Source organism: Xylanibacter ruminicola Ga6B6 (assembly GCF_000687715.1).
Taxonomy (GTDB): domain Bacteria; phylum Bacteroidota; class Bacteroidia; order Bacteroidales; family Bacteroidaceae; genus Prevotella; species Prevotella ruminicola_B.
This window is the reverse complement of the sequence record NZ_JHXD01000005.1, coordinates 118,533-139,755: the sequence shown is the minus strand read 5'-3', so window position 1 is coordinate 139,755 and position 21,223 is coordinate 118,533. Positions and strand designations below refer to the sequence as shown.

Annotated in this window: 8 protein-coding genes and 1 pseudogene; 3 read left to right on the top strand and 6 right to left on the bottom strand. The window is 50.6% G+C overall.

The window, feature by feature from the left end; all coding sequences use genetic code 11:
- Window positions 1–56 precede the first annotated feature (56 nt).
- The 3 genes from T500_RS0105235 to T500_RS0105225 form a co-directional block, all read right to left on the bottom strand.
- Window positions 57–2,057: a RagB/SusD family nutrient uptake outer membrane protein gene (locus T500_RS0105235; protein ID WP_028907241.1), complete on the bottom strand. Its 2,001-nt coding sequence runs from the start codon at window positions 2,055–2,057 to the stop codon at window positions 57–59.
- A 34-nt stretch (window positions 2,058–2,091) separates the two neighbouring features.
- Window positions 2,092–5,370: a SusC/RagA family TonB-linked outer membrane protein gene (locus T500_RS0105230; protein WP_230580856.1), complete on the bottom strand. Its 3,279-nt coding sequence runs from the start codon at window positions 5,368–5,370 to the stop codon at window positions 2,092–2,094.
- Between the two features lie 163 nt (window positions 5,371–5,533).
- On the bottom strand, window positions 5,534–7,492 hold the full coding sequence (locus tag T500_RS0105225; protein WP_028907239.1) for a rhamnogalacturonan lyase: 1,959 nt from the start codon (window positions 7,490–7,492) through the stop codon (window positions 5,534–5,536).
- Window positions 7,493–7,638: 146 nt separating this feature from the next.
- Here T500_RS0105225 and T500_RS17485 point away from each other — a divergent pair.
- A pseudogene (locus tag T500_RS17485) lies at window positions 7,639–7,803 on the top strand (two-component regulator propeller domain-containing protein); the annotation flags it as partial.
- A 606-nt stretch (window positions 7,804–8,409) separates the two neighbouring features.
- Window positions 8,410–11,850, top strand: coding sequence for a response regulator (locus T500_RS0105220; RefSeq protein WP_410543877.1), 3,441 nt, complete (start codon window positions 8,410–8,412; stop codon window positions 11,848–11,850).
- Window positions 11,851–12,066: 216 nt separating this feature from the next.
- Here T500_RS0105220 and T500_RS0105215 read toward each other — a convergent pair whose 3' ends face one another.
- The 3 genes from T500_RS0105215 to T500_RS0105205 all read right to left on the bottom strand — a co-directional run bounded on the left by T500_RS0105215 (window position 12,067) and on the right by T500_RS0105205 (window position 18,673).
- Window positions 12,067–14,202, bottom strand: a complete 2,136-nt coding sequence (locus T500_RS0105215) for a RagB/SusD family nutrient uptake outer membrane protein (protein WP_028907237.1) — start codon at window positions 14,200–14,202, stop codon at window positions 12,067–12,069.
- A 25-nt stretch (window positions 14,203–14,227) separates the two neighbouring features.
- Window positions 14,228–17,365, bottom strand: a complete 3,138-nt coding sequence (locus T500_RS0105210; RefSeq protein WP_028907236.1) for a SusC/RagA family TonB-linked outer membrane protein — start codon at window positions 17,363–17,365, stop codon at window positions 14,228–14,230.
- Between the two features lie 129 nt (window positions 17,366–17,494).
- Entirely contained in the window at window positions 17,495–18,673 is a 1,179-nt protein-coding gene (locus T500_RS0105205; protein WP_028907235.1) for a rhamnogalacturonan acetylesterase, read from the bottom strand.
- A 176-nt stretch (window positions 18,674–18,849) separates the two neighbouring features.
- On the opposite strand from T500_RS0105205, the gene T500_RS0105200 reads away from it, so the two are divergent.
- Window positions 18,850–21,219 carry a glycoside hydrolase family 2 TIM barrel-domain containing protein gene (locus T500_RS0105200; RefSeq protein ID WP_230580855.1) on the top strand — a complete coding sequence of 790 codons (2,370 nt, stop codon included), beginning with the start codon at window positions 18,850–18,852 and terminating at the stop codon, window positions 21,217–21,219.
- Window positions 21,220–21,223 lie beyond the last annotated feature (4 nt).

Below are 21,223 nucleotides of genomic sequence, written 5' to 3'. Positions count from 1 at the left end.
AAAAAAGGGCTCCCGCCAAATGGCGAGAGACCCTTGAATGGATATCTGATATCAGATTACTGCTGTGCAGGGGCATCGGTCTCGGTGGGCCAATATGGGTTCTGGTACATCGGACTCTGATCGATGCTGGCGTGGTCGGCTGCTGTGAGCAGGAACTGACGCAGAGGCAGTGGCTGCAGATAGTAGGCCATACGCCATGTCAATCCCTTAGCATAGCTATTGTTGGTCATGTTAACCACGTGTGGGCAGTGGTACTCGCTGATGCTCTTCTGTGATACGTTAGAGCTGCTTGAACCATCGGCAACCAGGTCGTTGTACCACTTCTCCATAGGTGTATTCCACAGGTGGATACCCTCAGCATATACGGGCTTCTTAATCAGCTGCTCGTATGAGCGCCAACGCTTCAGGTCCATATCGCGCAAGCCCTCGGCCAGGAACTCACAGCTACGCTCACGACGGATGTTGTAAAGTGTAGCATCGGTGAGCAGCTCGCCAGCGGTGTAAGCACCCCAGTCGAGTGTCTCCTTGGTCATATCGGTAGCAGCGATAGTTACCTGAGGATCGATAGCGGCACCAGTAAAGCCGGCAGCCTGACGAACCTTCTTCCAATACTCCAGAATCTTACCAGAGTTGATGTTCTTTGTGAGCATGTACTCAGCCTCGATGTAGTTGAGCAGAGCCTCGGTAGCGCGGAAAATCACACAAGCGTTGTAGCTACCACCATTGGCGGTGAGTGCACGGTCGAAGGTCATACCCTTACGGATAGCATAACCGGTAATGTAACCATCCTCGGCATTAGCGTTGGTGATGTTTGGTGTAGGCTCAGTCTCAGTCCAGTGTGTACCAGCATCGTCGGTAACGTTCTTAAAGCAGTTAACCTGTCCGGGCACCTTAAGCATAACCTGCAAACGTGGGTCGCGATTCTCAACTACCTTGGCAATCTCAGAATCGTCGTAAGTATAAGCCGAAGCGTAAATGGGCTTACCATCGGCCATCACGTAGCGCTCAACCAGCGAACGGGTAACGCCTGTACCGATATTTCCCTTCTCAACAGCTACCTCAACATCGTTCTGGATACCCAGCGACTTGCTGTACTCGCGCCACAACAGAATCTCGCTCTTGCCAGCGCAGTTAGTAGTGCCCCACAACTCGAGGTAAGGATTGCTCTCACCCTCGGCCTGAGGAACAACACCGTTGTTAACAGTCAGACTGTTCTTATACTTATCGGCTACCTGCTCGGCGGCAGCGGCTGCTGTCTCGAAGAAGTACTTAGCCTCGTTCTCGATAGAGCCAGTGGGGAACTGGTAGTTAGGATTCTTGGCAGCACCTGGCCAACCTGCACCATTGGGCACAAATGGAGTGCCGGCAAAGTTGGTAAGCCATGAACCCATGTAAAGGGCTACGCGGCTCTTGAACAGCTTGGCAGCATCGGCAGAGATACGTGTGTGACGCTTCTCGAAATCCTCCTTCATGTAAGTGATGGCTGTATCAAGGTTGTTAACGATGAAACGGGCCACCTCGTTACAAGGCTGACGATGGCTGGCTGCAACCAGTACGCTCTCGTCGTCGGGCAGAGCCTCGGTAAGGATAGGCAGGTCGCCATACTTCTTCAGCATATCGAAGTAAGCGTATGCACGGAAGAAGTAAACCTCGCCGATATACTGACGGATATTGGTCTCGTTACCGCTGATAGCATTCTCGGCCAGCTTAGCCTTGAGCTGAGCCAGCTGATAGTTAATGTTGCGGATGTTACCCCATGACCAGTCGCTCTCGCTCTGAGCTGTGTGCCAGAGGTTAGCCGAGAACTTAGCGCTTGGTGTGCGGGCAGCCTGCACGTCGGTATTGTTATCGTTGGTGTAGGTACCGTAGTCCCAACCGCCGTGACCAGGCATGATGTCCTGATAGAAACGGTTTGCTACAGCCTGAACCTGATCCTCGCTGGTGTAGAAATTCTCTGGTGTCAGCGATGATGGTGGCTCCTGCTCCAGGTAGTCGGTACATGCAGTTACACTCGCAGTAAGAGCCAATGCTATGAATGATGATTTATAGAGTTTCATAATTTTCTATTATTTAATACGTGAATGTTTACCATTAGAATGATACGTTAAGACCGAATGCAAATGTCTTCTGCAAAGGATAGCCGTTGTTCTGATCAACCGAGTTCGACATCAGCTCAGGATCGAACTGGTGAGGCATCTTGGTGATAGTAAACAGGTTCTCGGCCGAAACAAATACACGCAGGTTACTGATACCCCAAGGCTGTGTAATCTGGCGTGGCAGGGTGTAACCCAGCTGCAGGTTCTTCAGGCGAACATAAGCACCATTCATCAGGTAACGTGTCTGGGCCTGCTCGTTCTTATCGCTGAACTGTACGCGTGGCAACCAGGCATCCTGATTAGCCTCCTGGTAACCATTCTGTACCGACCATGTGTTGGCATCGCGATAGTAATCCTGAACGTCGGTGATACCTACGCTCCACCACTCCCATGAGTTTGTGGTACCGAACAGATACTCGAGACCACCGCCCCATGAGCCGCCAATCCACCAGTCGCGCTTCATCACACCCTGGAAGAAAGCGCTGATATCAAAGCCCTTGTAAGCTGCATTCAGGTTCAAACCTACCAGGTAACGAGGTGTAGAGTTACCAATCACCTTCAAGTCGCCGTGGTCGTCGAGTGTCTGTGCACCACGTGAAATTTTACCATCATTATTCAGGTCGCGGTACATGATATCACCAGCAGCCCAGTTGCTTCCCAGCGAGCTCTGATCGGCCTTAGCCAGGTGAGCATTCATCTCCTCGTCGCTCTTAGCGATACCGATGGTCTCGAAGCCCCAGATCTCGTTCATGTAACGACCCTCGATGTAGTTGTTGATAGAACCAGTTGGGTTGTTAGGATAACGGGTAATCTTGGTACGGGCATCAGAGATGTTGAATGTTACACCATACGACAAACCGTTCTTCAGCACGTCGCGCCAGCTAATCTGCAACTCCCAACCAGTAGTACGCAAGTCGGTATTGTTAGTTACAGGCACGCTTGTACCAAGGATGGCAGGCAGCTCAGGAGCGTTACCAACCATATCCTTAGTGTTACGGATATAGTAATCGAAAGTACCAGTCAAACGGTTATTGAAAGCACCGAAGTCGAGACCGAGGTCGTAGCTCTCAACCTTCTCCCATGTAAGCAGAGCCGAAACCAGTCCAGGAGCGCTGGTGGTGTTAGGCTTAGCACCATTCTGCAACCATGTACCGGCTACAGAGTTGTAAGCGATAGTCTGGTAAGTCTGATACCAGTTGTTGATATTCTGGTTACCCAGCGAACCGTACGAAGCACGCAGCTTCAGGGTGTTAACAGTACCAGCCAGGTTCTCCCAGAACTGCTCGCGGGCAATGTTCCAACCCAGCGATACTGATGGGAACAGCTTCCACATCTTATCGCTACGGAAACGTGAGGTACCATCGTAACGCAGGTTAGCCTCGAACAGGTACTTCTCGTCGTAGTTGTAGTTAACACGACCGAAGAAACCGGCTGTCTGCCACTGGTTGCGCGAACCGTTCACATCAGGAACGATAGCCTCGCCTGAGTAGCTCAGACCATTAGTCAGGTCAACCTCAGCCTTAGAAGGATCCAGGATACCGTTACGCTGCAAACCGAATACGGTGCGCTTGAGCTGCTCGGTCTGGAAACCGCCCATTACATGGAAGTTGTGCTTCTCGGCCATACTCCAAGTGTACTCGGTGTAAGCCTGGAAGTTCAGGTAGTTATCCTTAGCCTCATCCTCGTGAACGTTTGAGCCCTGGTTGTAGATGATAGCCTCGCCAGCCACGTTGTGGTTGTAAGTGCGCTGACTATCCCAGTGACGGATAGCGTTATCTACTTTGTAGTTAAAATCGATATGTGTAATCCAGTTCTTAACAGGCTCGATAACGAAACCAAGCTGATGGTTAAGTACATCGCGCTCCTTACGGTCGGTACCACCTGTAGCCAAAGCCAGAGCTGGTGATGGTGAAGAGTACAGATAACCGTTGCGATCGTACAGAGGCAGCATAGGCCATCCCTGACGGGCCATATCGTTATACAGGCTGCTAGTAAGTGCAGCAGGACGATGGTAGTTTGTGCGGGCAAAACGCATGTTGTAGTTCATGCGGATCCACTTGGCCAGCTCGATGTTCATCTTGGCTGTACCGTTGTAACGCTTGAAACCATCGCTACCCATGTTCATGAAACCACCCTGATCAAGGTAGCCGATTGATGCGTAGAAGTTAAGCTTATCCGAACCACCGTTTACGCTGGCGTTGTGCTCCTGCGAGAAAGCAGAGTTCTTATAAACCACATCATACCAGTCGACATCATCGATACCGTAGCCGTAACCGTCGTCCCAGGTTACACCGTTCTGCGAACCGATAGCGTAAACCAGCTTACCATCGGCAGTACGACGTGTGCCAGGACCTACTGGTGTGGCCTCGTGATACTCCTTGATGGCTGCCATACGCTCAGCATCGAAGAATACCGACTGACCCTGATTGGTCTTGGCATCGTTCAACCACGAAGCGTAGTCAACCGAATTCATCATGTGCTTACCACGAATCAGGTTGCTGAAACGGAAGCTGTTGTTATAGTTAACCTTTACCTTGCTATCCTTGCCACCATTCTTAGTGGTAATCAGGATAACACCGAAAGGTGCACGGCTACCATAGATTGATGATGCTGCAGCATCCTTCAGAACAGAAATGCTCTGGATATCCTGTGGGTTGATGGTGTTCAGGTCGCCCTCCATACCATCGATCAGAATCAGAGGCGAACCGCTTGAACCCTCACCGATAGTGGCAGTACCACGAACATTGATGCTGGGCGAAGCGTCGAGCGAACCACTGGTTGATGCAATCTGCAGTCCGGGTACTACACCCTGCAAAGCCTGAGCGGCATTAGCAACGGGGCGCTGAGCCAGCTCGTCGCCATCTACAACAGAAACGGCACCTGTAAGGTTAACCTTCTTCTGGGTACCGAAACCTACAACTACTACCTCCTGAAGTGCTTTAGAGTCCTCCAGCAATGTTACCTTTACATGCTGACCAGAAACCTTGATAACCTGAGTTTTGTAGCCAATGTAGCTAATCTCAAGCTCGTCGCCACGCTGGGCATCGATGGTAAAGTTACCATCGTAATCGCTAATGGCACCCTTCTGGCTGCCCTTAACTTTGATGGTGGCACCAATAATGGCTTCGCCAGTCTGGTCAACCACAACACCATTTACACTTGCTGTTTGTTGAATTCCTGTTACTCCACCATACGCCATAGCATAGTTTACTGGCGCATTAGCAAAGAGCAACGCAGCCAAGGCCGATGTTAAACACACGCGCCTTGATGACATTTGAATCATCTTGTACATTTTTAATTTTTGATGAGTTAGTTAATTATTATTGTTAGTAAAACAATCTTTCCATCTATTTCAAGGCGCAAAATTAAGTAATTTTTCTGATATAAAGCAAAAATACATCAGAAAAATCACCTAATTTGTTACAATTTGTAAATTTCTACTTAAGGAATGGGTTGATGGTTTCATCGGGTCCGAGGTAGAATCCGGGCTCCGATGGCTGGTTGTAGCCCACGTTCTGGGCAGCGGTTGAAAGGCGGTATGGGATATCCTCCATCAGGCAGTTGATACGATAGGCTGTAGGGATGGGCGACACAAAGATGCGCAGCTCGCTGCTGTCGGGAGTGCGGGCTATCACCTCCTCACGCCAATCGCCTAAGATATCGGCCGACAGGCATGGGTTCGACTTGGTCCAGTTGTTGAACACCACCCCTTCGAACTTGGTGACATCTACAATAGTATGGTTCTGCCAATCGTACTTGCTTACACTCTCGTGGTCGAGCAGTTCGCGCAGCAGATCGCCATCCCACCAGATACCAAAGTTAACCGACAGGTGGCGACCACCCAGCTTCAGGTGCTGCTTGTGCTGTGGGTCATCGGGATCTTCGGCGGTGTAAAGCACCTCGCCCTTCATGTTACGGATGCCATGACTATCGGTACTCCACATCTCCAAGCCAGGATTGGTGGGATCGATATCTGCCGCCATACAGCGACCAACATCACTTTTCGAAGGAATTTGGAAGATTACCTCGCCTGTACGGGCATTGCGGAAATCGCTGCCATCGCGGCGGTTCTCGTGGCAGTCCCACACCTGCAGTTCGATACTTTTCGGGTCGAAAACCATCAGGTGTAGCGCATCGCCATGCCCCATACCGGTATTATACAGACCACGACCATCGTGATCTACCGCCATCGAGCCGTAGGTTATCTCATCGCAGCCGTCGCCATCCATATCAGCCACACGCAGGTTATGGTTGCCCTGACCCGCATAGCTATGCAAAGGTTTGCCATCCTTGCCTACACCCTCATTGTTGGTATCGAACACCCAGTGCTGTTTCAGTTCTTTCCCGTCCCAATCCCAGGCAGCCAGCACGGTACGGGTATAATAGCCGCGACAGAAGATGGCTGAGGCATGCTTGCCATCCAGATAGCCCACAGCAGCCAACATACGATCAGAACGGTTGGCATAGTTATCGCCCCAGTCGCTCAAGTTGCCACGTGCCGGCACATAGGGTTTGGTATCCAAGGCCTTACCAGTTAAGCCATCAAAAACAGTAATGTATTCGTTGCCTGTAAGTATACGTCCTGTCATCGGACGCCCCTGCTTATTATACTTTCCCCACTCGCGTTCGGGCTTGGGGTTCTCAGCATCGGCAGGCGCACGGTGGCGGTAGTCGGCATTGGCATCGCCTATCACGCGCCCTACTCCATCTAGGGTACCATCGCTGGTACGCACCATCAGTTCGGCGCGCCCGTCGCCATCCAAATCATAAAATATAAAAGGTGTATAGTGAGCGCCGCTCCGGATGTTTATTCCCAAATCGATACGCCACAGCAGCGTACCGTCCAGTCGGTAGCAGTCCAAGAGCGTTGGACCGGTATAACCATCGTGGGCATTATCGTGGGCATTGGTGGGGTCCCACTTCAGCAGTATCTCGTATTGTCCGTCGCCATCCACATCGCCCACACTGGCATCGTTAGCCGTATAGCCAAACGTACGCCCATCGGGTGTTACGCCATCGGCAGGTTTATGCAGCTTGACGGGCAGATAGCCCTCGGGGGCATCGGCACGCAACTGGTAGCTGCCGTTCTTGCCGCCACCACGCACCTCGTAGGTGGCACCTGCAGCCAGCGGTGCCTCATCAACAAAAAAGGTACCACCCTGGCGCAAGGGCTCTGAATTGAGCTTTTGTCCGTTGCGGTACACATCAAAAGCCTCACCAACGGCATCGCTGGTAAGTGTGCGCCAGCTAACCATCACCTGCTTTCCGCTACGGATGGCTACCACGCCACGATCCAGCTGTTCGCGGTTGATATGCTGCATGTCATAACGCGGCTGGGCCTGCAGCATGGTGGCGCCCAACAGCATGAGTACGGTTGTTAGTGTATTCCTTTTCATCGTTAAATCATGTTTTTGCTGCAAATTTACGCCTTATTTATAATATGCGCTCGACTTTTTATACAAAAATCTGTAGAATTGTTCGTTTTACGTGCTTATTTCTCGGAAATAATAGCTACTTTTGCACCAAATAACAACTAACATCAATGAACTTCAAACAAAACCTCATACTGTGCCTGCTTGGCATCAGCAGCATGCTGTCGGCACATAACAAGATTCTAACCAACAGCCGCCATATCAGTTCGGCCGATGGTCTGCCCAGCAATCAGATATTCGACATGACCCAGGATGCCGACGGCTACATCTGGATGGCCGCAGCCAACGGCTTGTGCCGATACGATGGCTACCACTTCTACAACATCTACAACCTAGGCCCCGAATCCGACCCTATCCATGGCGTGGTGGGTTACGTGTTCCCCGACGACGATAAGCGACACCTGTGGATGCGCACCAGTACCTACGTGTATTGCTGTTACGACTTACGTGCGGGTTGTTTTATCGACTTTACCAACAAAGGCGACCATGCCCGCACCTATCGCAGATTTATACGCGGCAAGCAGGGCGTGGTGTGGATGTTCGACGATGAGAGCGGCGTGCGCCGCGTAAAGGGCAATACCGACGGTCCAGTGAATTGTACCGACTATACCAAGGCTAACGGCGGTTTGCCCATCAATCACGTAAACGATGCTTTCGAAGACACTAAGGCTCGCCTCTGGGCCATGACCTCATCGGGTATCACCATCATCGATGCACAGGGTAAGGCACGAACCATTGCCAAGGGCATATTCTTCCGACGTGGCATACAGATAGGCAAGCAGATGCTGGCACTCACCAACACCGGATTAGTTTACGCCTTTGATGAGAACGGGCGCGAACTACGACGCATACCCATCGCTGCCGATGTAAAAAGCATAAAAATGGTAACCGCCAGTTTCCAGTGGCACGGCTGCTGGATGATTATGACCAATAACCAGACGATTATGGTTAACCCCCAACAGGGCACAGCAGCGGCCACCGAGCAGTACCACGTGCGAAGCGGTGCCGTGATGGAAGGACTGACCAACGACGACAACTACTTTGTGAGCAACAGCACAGGCATACTGTACGTGTTCCCCGCTCAGGGCGACATGCGTGTGCTGAACCTGATGCAGGGCGTGAAATCAACCGTTGAGCGTTTCCGTCGTTATAATATCAAGAAAGGTGCCGACGGACAGTACTACATTGCCAGCTATGGTAACGGCCTGTTTGTGTACGACATCCAAAACGACCGCCTGCAGCACTATTCGGCCACTTCGCCATGGGCCATTGTGGGCAACAGCTATCTGAACAACATCCTCATCGACCGTAGCGGCTGTATCTGGTTGAGCGAGGAATCAACAGGACTCACCTGTATCCTACCTCCCGACAAGACCAATGCCGACTATTTCTACCCACAACCCAATCGCAAAGGCGACTGGAGTAACTTTGTACGCATGGTAACCTACACGGGCGGCAACCGCGTGCTGCTGAGCACCCGCGACAACATGTTGTACGAACTGAGCCCCACCTCGTGGCAAAGCGCCACAGCCACCACGCTGCCTGCTGCCGTTTACGCTTATTACAAGGACAGTCATGGGCACCAGTGGATGGGCACTCGCGGTGGCGGATTATATATCGACGGTAAGCCTATCGAATTCCCATCCAGTCAGATATACGATATTACCGAAGACCCATTAGGTCGCCTGTGGATTGCCACCTGGGGCGACGGACTGTTTGTGGTGCGCCTGGAAGCCGACGGCTTGCTGAACATCACACACCTGATGAAACGCTCGTACAATGAGAGTCTGATTCGTATCATCCGTGCCGACAACCGTCACCACTACTGGCTGGCAACCAACAACGGCGTGTATCATATCGACATGCTGAAGAAATCGCTGACCGACGACGATTTCATCAGTCATAACATCCAACACGGCGACTTCCCCTTCGACGAAATCTCGTGTCTGATGCCCGACTCGGCTGGCAACATCTGGGTAGGTGGTCGTGGTGGTGGCTTGCAGAAGTGCCGCTATCAGGATGGCAAGTTCAGCATCCAGCAGGGCTACACCACCCACGACGGACTGATTACCAACAATATCCTGAGCATTACCTCCGACCGTCAAGGCAACGTGTGGGCAGGTACCGACAACGGTATCACTTGTATCCGCAAGGATGGCAAGGTAAACTCATACCAGTTCGGTCATACGCTCGAGAGCAATATCTACAGCGAGAACAGTACCGCCATGCTGCCCGATGGCCGACTGCTGTTTGGTACGGCCTACGGTATGATGATACTGGAACCTGAGCGACTGAACGCCGACACACCCGAGAAGGCTGGCCGCCCCATCATCACCATGGTAAGCATTGATGGTGTGGCGCGTTACCTTACCACCAGCGACCGCCGATTGGTACTGAGTCACGACCAGAACTCTATCGAATTAGGTTTCTCAAACCTCGACTATGCCGGCATTGCCTCAACCCAATACCGTTACTATATGGAGGGCTTAGAGCACGACTGGCGACAGCTTACCAGCGATAACAGCGCCCGCTACAACGGACTGCCACCAGGAACCTACCAGTTCCACCTGAGTTCGCTGAACAAGAACAACCAGTGGAGCGAGGAGTATGTGTTTACGGTAATTATCCGTCAGCCTTGGTACAACACATGGTGGGCTTGGCTCATCTACCTCTTTATTATTGGCGTGTTGTGCTGGTACTTCTACCGCTCTTGGCGCCGCAACTTCGAACTCGACCAGCAGATACGTGTAGAGAAGGAGCTCACCACCTTCCGTTTGAACTTCTTTACCCATATCGCCCATGAGTTCCGCACACCACTGGCCATCATCAGTGGTGCCGCCGACAAGCTCACACAGAAGGGTAACGATGCACAGGTATCGCGTTCAGCGGTACAGACGGTGCGTCGTGGCACACTTCGACTCTCAAAATTGGTTAACCAACTGATGGAGTTCCGCCGCATTAACACGGGTAACCAGCGTTTGGCTGTGGTTGAGGACGATATCATCAAACTGGCCCGCACCACCTGCGACGAGTTCCGCGAGGTGGCCGCCCGCAAGGATCAGTCGCTCACCTTTACCCCATTCGCCCATCAGCACCGATTGACGTTCGATCCGCATCTCATCGAGACCATTCTCTACAACCTGCTCTCAAACGCCATCAAATACACCCCACAGGGTGGTAGCATCAGTCTGAAGGCCAAGCTTACCGACGATCAGCAGCAACTACAACTGATTGTTGAGGATAGCGGTCCTGGCATCAGTGAGCTGCAGATACCACAGCTTTACCAGCCCTTTATGCACGGCTACGTATCGCAGGGTGGTATGGGTATCGGATTGTACACCGCCTATCAGTCGGCCTTGCTCCACAAAGGACGTTTAGCCTACGAGCGCATTGCTGCCGAAGGTGGCTCACGTTTCATCGTTACCATCCCCGCCACCGCCGATGTTTACAGTGCCGACGACTATGCTGGCAGCACTGCGGTGAATACCCAATACGAGCCCGAACCTACGCCCGACCATATACGTGAACTGGCTCCTGTGGCCTTTAACGAGAACTATACCGTGGCTATCATCGAGGACGATCCCGACATGCTTGATCAGATTCGTGAGAGTGTGGGCCGCTATTTCCGTACCATCAGCTATACCGAAGGACAGAAGGCGCTGAACGAAATCGGCGAGCAGCAACCAAGTCTGATTCTTTGCGATGTGATGCTGCCTGATGTAAACGGCTTTGAGATTGTGCGCCAGCTTCGTGCCAACGAGGCTACACGCAACACACCAATGATTATGCTTACCGCACTGGATGGCGACGACCAGTTGCTGCGTGGATACAAGGCTGGTGCCGACGACTATATGGTAAAGCCCTGCAACTTTGAGCTACTGGTACTGCGCATTACCCAGCTCATCCAGTGGTACAGCCGTCTACAGACCAATGGTCAATCGTCAATAGCCAATGGCCAAGCATCGATGGTCAATGCCCCCATCATCACCGACGAGGCCGACCAGCGTTTCCGCGAGAAGATGGAGACCATCGTGGCCCAGCGCTTAGGCGATGCCGACTTTAATGTGGATACCCTTGCCTCGCTGCTAAAAATGGGGCGTACCAAGTTCTATGGCAAGATGAAGGAGTTTACAGGCATGTCGCCCAACAGCTATCTGCAGAACGAGCGATTGAAGCGTGCCGCCGAACTGCTTATCGAGGGCGATCTGAACGTCACCGAAGTAAGCTACAAAGTAGGATTCCAATCGCCCACTTACTTCTACAAGTGCTTCAAAGAAAAGTACGGTGTTCCCCCCAGCAAATTCGGTAAGGGCGAAAAGTAACTTTTCACCCTTCAAAAAGCTACTTTTCACATAAACAACAATAAGTATTCACATATCAAAAAGTTACTTTTCACTAATCGAAAAGCTACTTTTTGGAAAAAACAAGAAACCGCCCCGATGAGTCGCTACTCATGGGGCGGTTTTCAAAAAACAACTAACCTTAATTAATCTGTTAACATTTATATGTATGAACCAAATTATGTCTAGTTGGAAGAATTAATAACCAGGGTTCTGCCAAGCCTTCTTGTCGGCATCGCTCAGGTTAGTACCATCCTCGTTCTGCAGAGTATCGATGAACTTCTGAGGAATAGGACGATACATGTGACGATCCTGTACGTTAGGAGCAGCCTCGGGGTTGAAAGCCTTGGCACGCTTAACCAGCAATCCGGTACGAGCCAGCTCATCCCAACGGTTCCACTCACCTAACAGCTCACGAGTACGCTCGTTGAATACGAAGTTAAGCATACGGTCGTAATCGCTTGTTGCACCAATCTCCTTCAGGATAGCCTCATCCTCGGCAGGCAGCTGAGTGTAGCTCTTGATCTGCAGATCAGAAGCATCGGTAGTCTCGGCAATACCTGTTGAGAGGTAATAAGTATTGGTGTGAGTCATTGAGAAAGCGTAAGCCTCGGCATTAGTGAGCTGCTTACCGTCCTTATCCTTATTCTTCTTAGGAGTGATGCTGGCAGCTGTAGAGTTATCGGTGATACCACCATCGCTCTTCAGGAATGCCATCGAACCATCGGTGTAGTAGCTACGGTCCTCACCCTTCTTCCACTGACCACGGGCACGCAGCACGTTCACCGTGTTGATGGCCTCCTGGTAGTTACCCATACGAACCTGGCACTCGGCCTTAACCAGATAGGTTTCACCACTACGAGCCATGATTACATCGCGGTGGGCATCGCCCTTCTCACCTGTACGGCTACCATCGGCAGTCTTGTTGATACCGCAGAATACATTAGAGGTTGAGGGGTTACCAGTATAGGTGTTCAGCACGTACTTGCCATCCTGGAAAGTAACGAAAGCATTGGGCACCCACTTACCTGTAAGAGGATTAACAAAGCTGTGTACATCGCCACCACGACCGAATGTTCCGTAAGGATTGCCATCGAAACGAGCATCGCTCTTCTTGTTCAGGATGAAGATGATACCCTCGTCGCCCAGATCGGGAACCTGATCGGCTGTGATACCGTTCTGTGAAATCACGTCGGCATCCTTCTTAGCAGCATGGTTCAAACCGTAAACGGTCTTGAAGGTCTTCCACATACGGGCATCGTTCACATTGTCGTAAACAGAGTAAGCATACTCAGTAGGACGGCAACGCTGGAAGTCCATACCACCGATGTACTGACCACGCTGAACCCAACCACCTGAGAAGTTAGAGAACTGAGGATCGAAGTAGTTATAGGTACGGTTACCGAAACGACCCTGAGTGGTCTTATCCTCATTGTGCTCGGCAGCCATCAGGATTTCTGACAGGCCCTCGTTAGGACAGTCGATACCAGTCCACTTGGCATACAGATCCCAGTAGTCGGGAGCCAGTGGGCAAGCAGCAATCACCTCGTCGCAAAGCGAGATAGCACGATTCAGGTCGGCACTCTTATCATAGCTCGAAGCCCAAGAAGCGCAACGCTCACTCTGGCGATACAGCAGGGCCTTAGCCAGGAAGTGGGCTGCGGTATATTTGGTCCAAGTACCGTTGCCACGCCACTTATCCTTTGGCAGCATCTGATAAGCCTTTTCGAAGTCGTCGATAATCAGGTTCAGAGTCTCCTCCTCGCTGGCACGGGTAAAGCTCTTCTTAACAGTACCATTGGCAGGCTCGGTCTCGAGTACCACGCCACCATACTGGCAGAACAGGCGATAGTAGTTGTAACCACGCAGGAAGTGAGCCTCGCCAAGTGCCTTGTTACGCGAATCTTCCTTAGTAACGTTATCGGCCTTGCTGATAATCAGGTTGGCGGTAGAGATACCGTAGTACATCTGATCCCAGAGAGCTGATACGGCAGGACAGTTCTTGTTAGCAGCACCCAGAGCAGGTGTACAGTCCTGAGGATTCAAACGGTTATCGTATGTATTCCAAGGCTCGGCGGTCAGGTCGGCTCCATTGGTAAACTCATCGCAACCATAAAGGGTAATACCGTAAGCCCACTCGTAACCGAAGTGCCAGCGGATGTTACCATAGAGTCCGGCAGCCATCTTCAAAGCACCAGACTCGTCTTCCAGCAGTGCATCCGAATAAAGGTGTCCAGCATCTTCCTTCAGGAAATCGTTGCCACATGAGGTTGTGCCCAGCAGGGTAAACATCGACAGTGCACCGCAAACTATTTTATTGCTGATATATTTCATAATTGTATTGTATTAATGTTAGTGATTAGAAGTCAACCTGTACACCAGCAGTTACACCACGGTTGAAGTAGGTACGGCCGGTATCGAGATCCATAAAGTCGATTGAAGAGTAGAGCATACCCAGGTTGCGGCCCTGAACATAGAGCTTCAAACCATTCAGGCCAATGCTCTTGAGCACCTTCTTATCGAAGTTGTAACCCAGAGACAGGTTGCGGATCTTGATAAACGATGCATTCTTAAATCCAAGCAGACCTGAATAGGGATCACCACCAGCCTGGCTGTAAACAGGCTTCTGCCACTCGGCGCCAGTGTTGCTTGGTGTCCAGTAGCTGATTTCGCGCTGCTGATACATACCTAGCTGACCCTCGCCACCGGTGCTAACCATGTACTTGAAACGACCCTGCAGATCGAGTGTGAGCTCGAATCCCTTCCAGCTGATAGTGTTGCTCCATCCAGCGGTGAGACGTGGGTTCTTGTTACCCAGGATAACACGGTCGTCGGCATTAATCTTATAGTCGCCATTCTGGTCAACAGGACGTACGCTACCAGCAGTAAACTTCTCGCCGTTCTCGTTGAACTTAGCCATCTCGGCAGCATCACTCTCCTGCCAGAGACCTGCAGCTTCGTAACCGTAGTAAACAGCGATTGACTGACCGATGAACCAAGCATTGTTTACATCATCCTCCTTACCATTGGCCAACTCAACAATCTCGTCCTTCTGCCAAGCCAGATTCAGGTTTGAATTCCAGGTAAAGTCCTTAGTTAATACAGGGATAGTGTTCAGAGTAAGCTCGATACCCTTATTCTTGGTCTTACCCACGTTGGTCTTCATTGAAGGATAACCAGAGAGTGAAGGAATGCTCATATCGAGAATCAGATCGCTGGTGCGAGAGGTATACATATCGATGGTACCACCGATGCGGCCCTTCAGGAAGCTGAAGTCGATACCAAGGTTCCACTGTGTGGTTTTCTCCCAACCCAGGTTCTTGTTAGGCATCTGCACCTGACTGTTAGAATAGTAAGGCTCGTTGGTAACCAGAATCTGTGAGTTACCAGTGCTGAATGGCATCCAGTAAGAGTTGATGAGACCGAGTGTTCCGTAAGGAGATACGGCAGCGTTACCAGTAACACCCACACCCAGACGAAGCTTTAACTGATCAAGCCATGATACGTTCTTCAGGAACTCCTCCTGCTCCATGCGCCATCCAAGGGCCATTGATGGGAAGAAATCCCACTTCTTACCCTCGGCCAGTACCGAAGCACCATCCCAACGGGCTGAAGCTGTGAGCAGATAACGATCCATGAACGAATAGTTAACACGGGCCATGTAAGAAGCCAGCTGATTGCCAGAAGTACCTGAACCGATACCTACCTTATACTTGGTGTCGGTTACATCCACAGCACCCAGGTTGTTCCACAGGAACGAAGGAATGGGCACGTTCTCCTCGCTGATGCTGCTGCTCTCCGACTTGGTCTTCGAAGCACTCTGCAACAGAGTAACACCTACTGTATGCTCGCCGAATGTACGGTTGTACATCAGCATGTTATCCAATGTCCAAGCCAGCTGATGACCATCACCACGGCTCACGGTGTTGTTACCACCGGCACGGCTGATAGAGCTGCTATCCAGGAAGTTACCATTACGATAGTAACGGAACTCAGGACCGAACTGTGTCTTCCACATCAAGCCCTGCAGAGGCTCGTAGATCTGACCCAGGTCGATCTGAGCATAGAAACTACCCAACAGACGGAAGTTCTGACGGTTATCGTTGCTCTTGGTCCACTCATCAATAATAGAATAGGTATTAGTGGTTGAACCACCAGGCTGGGTGATGATATCGCCATTCTCGTCGTAAGGCAAGGTGTAGCGAAGGATAGCCTTGGCAGCACCGTACAGATCGGTAGGACCTGAGCTGGTACCATAAGCCTTAGAGTAACCATACTGCTGGATGCCATACGAAGCATTGAACGAGCCACCGGTCTTGAACCACTTGTTCCCCTTTACATCGGCACTGGCCGAGAAGTTGTAACGCTCAAAGGTCTGACCCTTCTGAGTACCCTCGTTACGCAGGTAACCGAAAGAAACGAAACCGGCAATATTCTTGGTACCACCACGGGCACTGAGAGTGTGCTCCTGAGTAAGACCGGTCTGGGTCACCATGTCGGTCCAATCGGTATCGGTCACCTTCGAACCATCCCATGAGCCACCGGCCCAACCTTTCATCACGTTGGCCAGAGCTGTATCATCACCACCAAAGAAGTTCTTATCCTGCTCCATGGTTGGCTGATCGCCAGGAGTGTACTTATCGGGGCTCATGTTGTAGTAAGCCCAACGGCGCCATGTGATATAATCGCTGGCACTCATAGCAGGACTCTTATCTACAATCTTCTCGAAAGTGAGCGATCCGCTATAGCTAACCTGCATCTTACCTTCCTGTCCACGCTTGGTTGTTACCAGAACAACACCGTTGGCACCACGGCTACCATAAATAGCGGTTGAAGAGGCATCCTTCAAAATGTCGATGCTCTCGATATCGCGAGGGTTCAGAGCGTCGAGGCTGGTTGCCTGAAGGGGCACACCATCAACAACGTAGAGAGGGCCCTTACCTGCAGAGATAGAACGCTGACCACGGATAGCAATGCTACCTACAGTACCTGGGCGCTCGCTAGTAGTGATATCCACACCGGCGGCCTTACCCTGCAGAGCTTCGAATGCATTGTTTACTGGGCGGGCGTTCAGCTCTTTCTCACCAACACGTGTGAGCGCACCTGTTACATCACTCTTACGCTGAACGCCATAACCTACTACTACCACCTCGTCGAGCAACTGCTTATCCTCCTCGAGGGTAATCTTAATGTCGCTCTTACCACCAAGGGCAATAGTTTGTGAACGATAACCTACATAACTGATAACGAGGTTACCTTTTGCGGGAGCGTTAGCAACAGTGAACTTACCGTCGAAATCGGTAACGGTACCATTACTGGTTCCCTTAACAACGACACTTGCGCCGATGATGGGCTCGCCCTGTACATCGACGACAGTACCGGTTACTTTGTTCTGAGCGAATGCGCCAATAGCAAACACTGCGAACAGAACCGTAAACATCAACCTCTGGAGCATGCCCCAGCTGTTGTTCAGACTTGATTTACCAATGTCCTTCATACTGTGTTAATTTTTAGAATTTATAGTTTTGAATAAAATTTGGTTTTGCTGCAAAAGTAGGTGTTTTTACCTATTTTATATATTACAAAATCGTTCGTTTACTATGATTATCGTACAAACTGTACATTTTTAATTGCCATCGGGCTTGGTTAGATTGGTATTTCCCGAAGGATACCATACAAACGCATCGGGATCATCAGGCTGATTAGGATTGTAATCCTGCCAATCTGTACGCAAGTACTCTACCAATGGCGAGTGCATCTGTTTCAGCCCCATCACGATACACTTGGCCACCTGCCACGCACCGTAAGGATTAAAATGAGTGTTATCGGCCAGTGCTTCGGGCTGATTAGCAAAGGTATTAGCAGGATAGTGTACCAGCGCCTTCTTTGAGCCCTTGTAACCTAAAGTTTCGTACAGGGTGGTAGTCATACCGTTCAGTTCAATCACAGGCACAATCTCTCTGCGAGCCACGGTACGCATAGCCTCAGGATAGTCGCCATGGGTGTTACGCAGTGTTTTCTGGTCGGCCTCGAAGAACCTGCGCGCTGTAGGTGTCACAAAGATGATGTTACCACCTTTGGCACGTACGCGATCCACAAATATCTTCAGATTGCGTGAGTAGCTGTACCAGGCACCATCGCCTGCTTTCTTCTCCTTCTCGTCGTTATGACCGAACTCACAAATCACATAGTCGCCCTTTCGCAGTTGGGTAAGAATCTTATCCAAACGCAACTGCGCCAAGAAAGTAGTAGCCGAAAGTCCGCTTTCGGCATAGTTGGCTATCACTACCCTATCGTCGAACCAACGTGTAATCATCTGTCCCCACGAAGCCCAAGGCTCCTGCTCCTGATCTACCACCGTACTGTTGCCACACAGAAATACCGTAGTGGCAGTTGTATCAGGCGTAATGGTAATGCGCTGTACAGCTGGAGCCGGACCGCAGAACTGCAGGTTCAGGGCATCGTCCCAGTTCTTATAAGTCAGTTCACGTGGCTTCAACTTCACGCTGCTAGCATCATCAATCTTAGGTTCGTGCTTATTAACCACAAAACTTATGGTTTGGAATTTACCTTTCTTGGTGCTGATAACATCGGTATAATGGCGACGGCTCTCAGCACGTACCACCGTTTGGGCTGCACGTTTCTTTGAACCGAGCGTTACGGTAACACGATAATTACCATCGGGCACCCGGACCGAGAAATCGATGGGACTGACACTCTCTTTATATAATAAGGTGTCGATGGGCTGCGCTTTAACACACAGACTGGCAGCTACGGCCACAGTTAGAATGATTAGTCTTTTCATCAGAGTTATTAATTAGTATGGTGCAAAAGTACTGCCTTTATCACTACAATACGACCGATTATTGTCCGTAAACTATCAAACTTGTACAAAATTGCTAATTTCAGAACGAACGTATATGTATCATCACCGCATATTTGCCTACTTTTGCAGCAGAAAACTAAAAACGTACGAAAGAGATGAATACAAATCGTATCACCGCATTGGTTTTACCGCTATGCATGGCAACGGGCATGTGGGCACAACCCAGAACAGTGCAATCGCTGAACCTGGGTTGGGAGTTTGCACACGACTCGTTGTTTACCAACGCACACCAGGTTGACGTACCCCACGATTTTCAGATAGAACAGCCATGGGTAGCTCCGAGTGCCGACGAACGTGGCGACAACACTGATGTGGCTGCCAACATAAAAAGCCGTCTGTCGGCCCGAGGCTTTAAGGAGATGGGTGCAGGCTGGTACAAGAAAACGGTCACATCAGCGGTCCGTCAGGACCGACGTATGTTACTCGACTTCGAGGGCATTATGTACGTAGGCGATGTATGGCTGAACGGTGTGCATATCGGCGGTACCGATTACGGCTACGTAGGTTTTGAGATAGATGTAACCAAACTATGGCGTTATGGCGAGGACAATGATATTATTGTCAAGGCGCATACCATGACCGAAAAGAACTCACGCTGGTACACCGGTGGTGGTTTATTCCGTAACGTATCACTCATCGATACGCCGGCCGATTTGTATTTCGAGCGCCATCCGCTCTACATCACTACGCGCGATAATAAATATGTAAATGTAGCGGCCGATTTTACAAATCGCACCAAGAACCGTCAAACAGTTATGAAGGTAAGTATTTATGACCCTCAGGGAAAACTGGTAACTGAACAGACGGCTAAACGTGGAGGCAACCCACAGACACGTACACTCACGATACAGGCACCCGAGATGGAGATTCCCAACGCTCAGCTTTGGGATACAGAACACCCCTCCTTATATAAAGCAGTGTGCCAGTTGCTGTATGCTGATGGCACCGTGGCCGATGAGGTAAGCGAGCAGTTCGGTATCCGCACCATCGAGTATGGTCCCGACTTCGGTCTGAAACTCAACGGCAAGAAAGTGTTGCTCAAAGGCTATGCCAACCATCACACCTTAGGTGCCTTGGGTGCAGCCGCCTACCCGCGCGCCATTGAGAAGCGTCTGCAACTCATGAAACAGTTCGGCATCAACCACATACGCACCTCGCACAATCCCTATAGCCGCGATTTCATCCGTCTGTGCGATAAATACGGCATATTGGTAGTAGATGAGCTATACGACAAGTGGACCCAGCAGCATACAGGCGGACGCGTGCCGTTTATGAACCACTGGGCACAGGATGTTACCGAATGGATTAAGCGCGACCGCAACTCCCCATCAGTTATTCTATGGAGCTTAGGCAACGAACTGCAGCAAGATCCTAACCTGCCGTTTAACGACTTCGGTGTTACATGCTACCAGATGATGCGCCCCGTAGTGAACCGCTACGACTCTACACGCAAGGTTACCGTAGCCATGCACCCACGCTACCGCAACTGGGAGACCGACTCGCTCCCCTGCGATTTGGCTATGCACACTGATATACAGGCTTATAATTATAGGTATATGTATTTCCCAGGCGATGGACGCCGCTTTCCTTGGATGACTTTCTACCAAAGCGAGGCCAGTATCAATAAGATGGGGCCTAACTGGTTTGAGATGGACCTGAATAAGGTTATCGGTCTGGCTTACTGGGGTGCTATCGATTACTTAGGCGAAAGTCAAGGTTGGCCTGCCAAAGGTTGGGCACAAGGTGTGTTCGACATTGCGTTAGAGCCCAAGCCTAAAGCATACTTTATGAAGAGTTATCTGACCGATACCCCTATGGTGCATATCGCCATTATCGAGGATACAGATGCTGGTATAGAGTGGAATGGCATACAGACAGGTAACGATATCCAATCTGAAAACTGGAACCGAACCGCAGGTTCAAAAGTAAATCTGTTTACTTATACCAATGGCGATGAGGTAGAACTGCTACTGAATGGCAAACACCTTGGCAAAAAGCAGAATCCGACAGATGCTGAAAAGCGTAACCGCATTTTGTGGAAAGCCATTCCCTATCAGGCTGGCAAGTTAGAAGCCGTGGCCTACAAAAACGGTAAGGTGATAGCCCGTCATGCTATCGAAACCACTGGTAAGGCTGTCAAACTTCAGGCTAGACCTGATAACACTAACTGGCAGGCTGATGGCGAGGATCTGCAGCATGTGCGTATCATCGCCGTAGATAGCAAAGGTCGCCGTGTACCCGATGCCAACAACGAACTGAAATTCGATGTTGAAGGAGATGCACGCATTGTGGCTGTAACCAATGGTGATATTGAGAGCGACGAACTGAACGTAACCAATCACCGTCGTCTATGGCATGGTTCGGCTATGGTTATCCTGCGTGCAAGCAGCCAGCCATCAAAGGTAACGTTGAAAACATCATCCGACAGCTTTAAAACCGTTGTCAGCAAGTTTGAAACTAAATAAACTA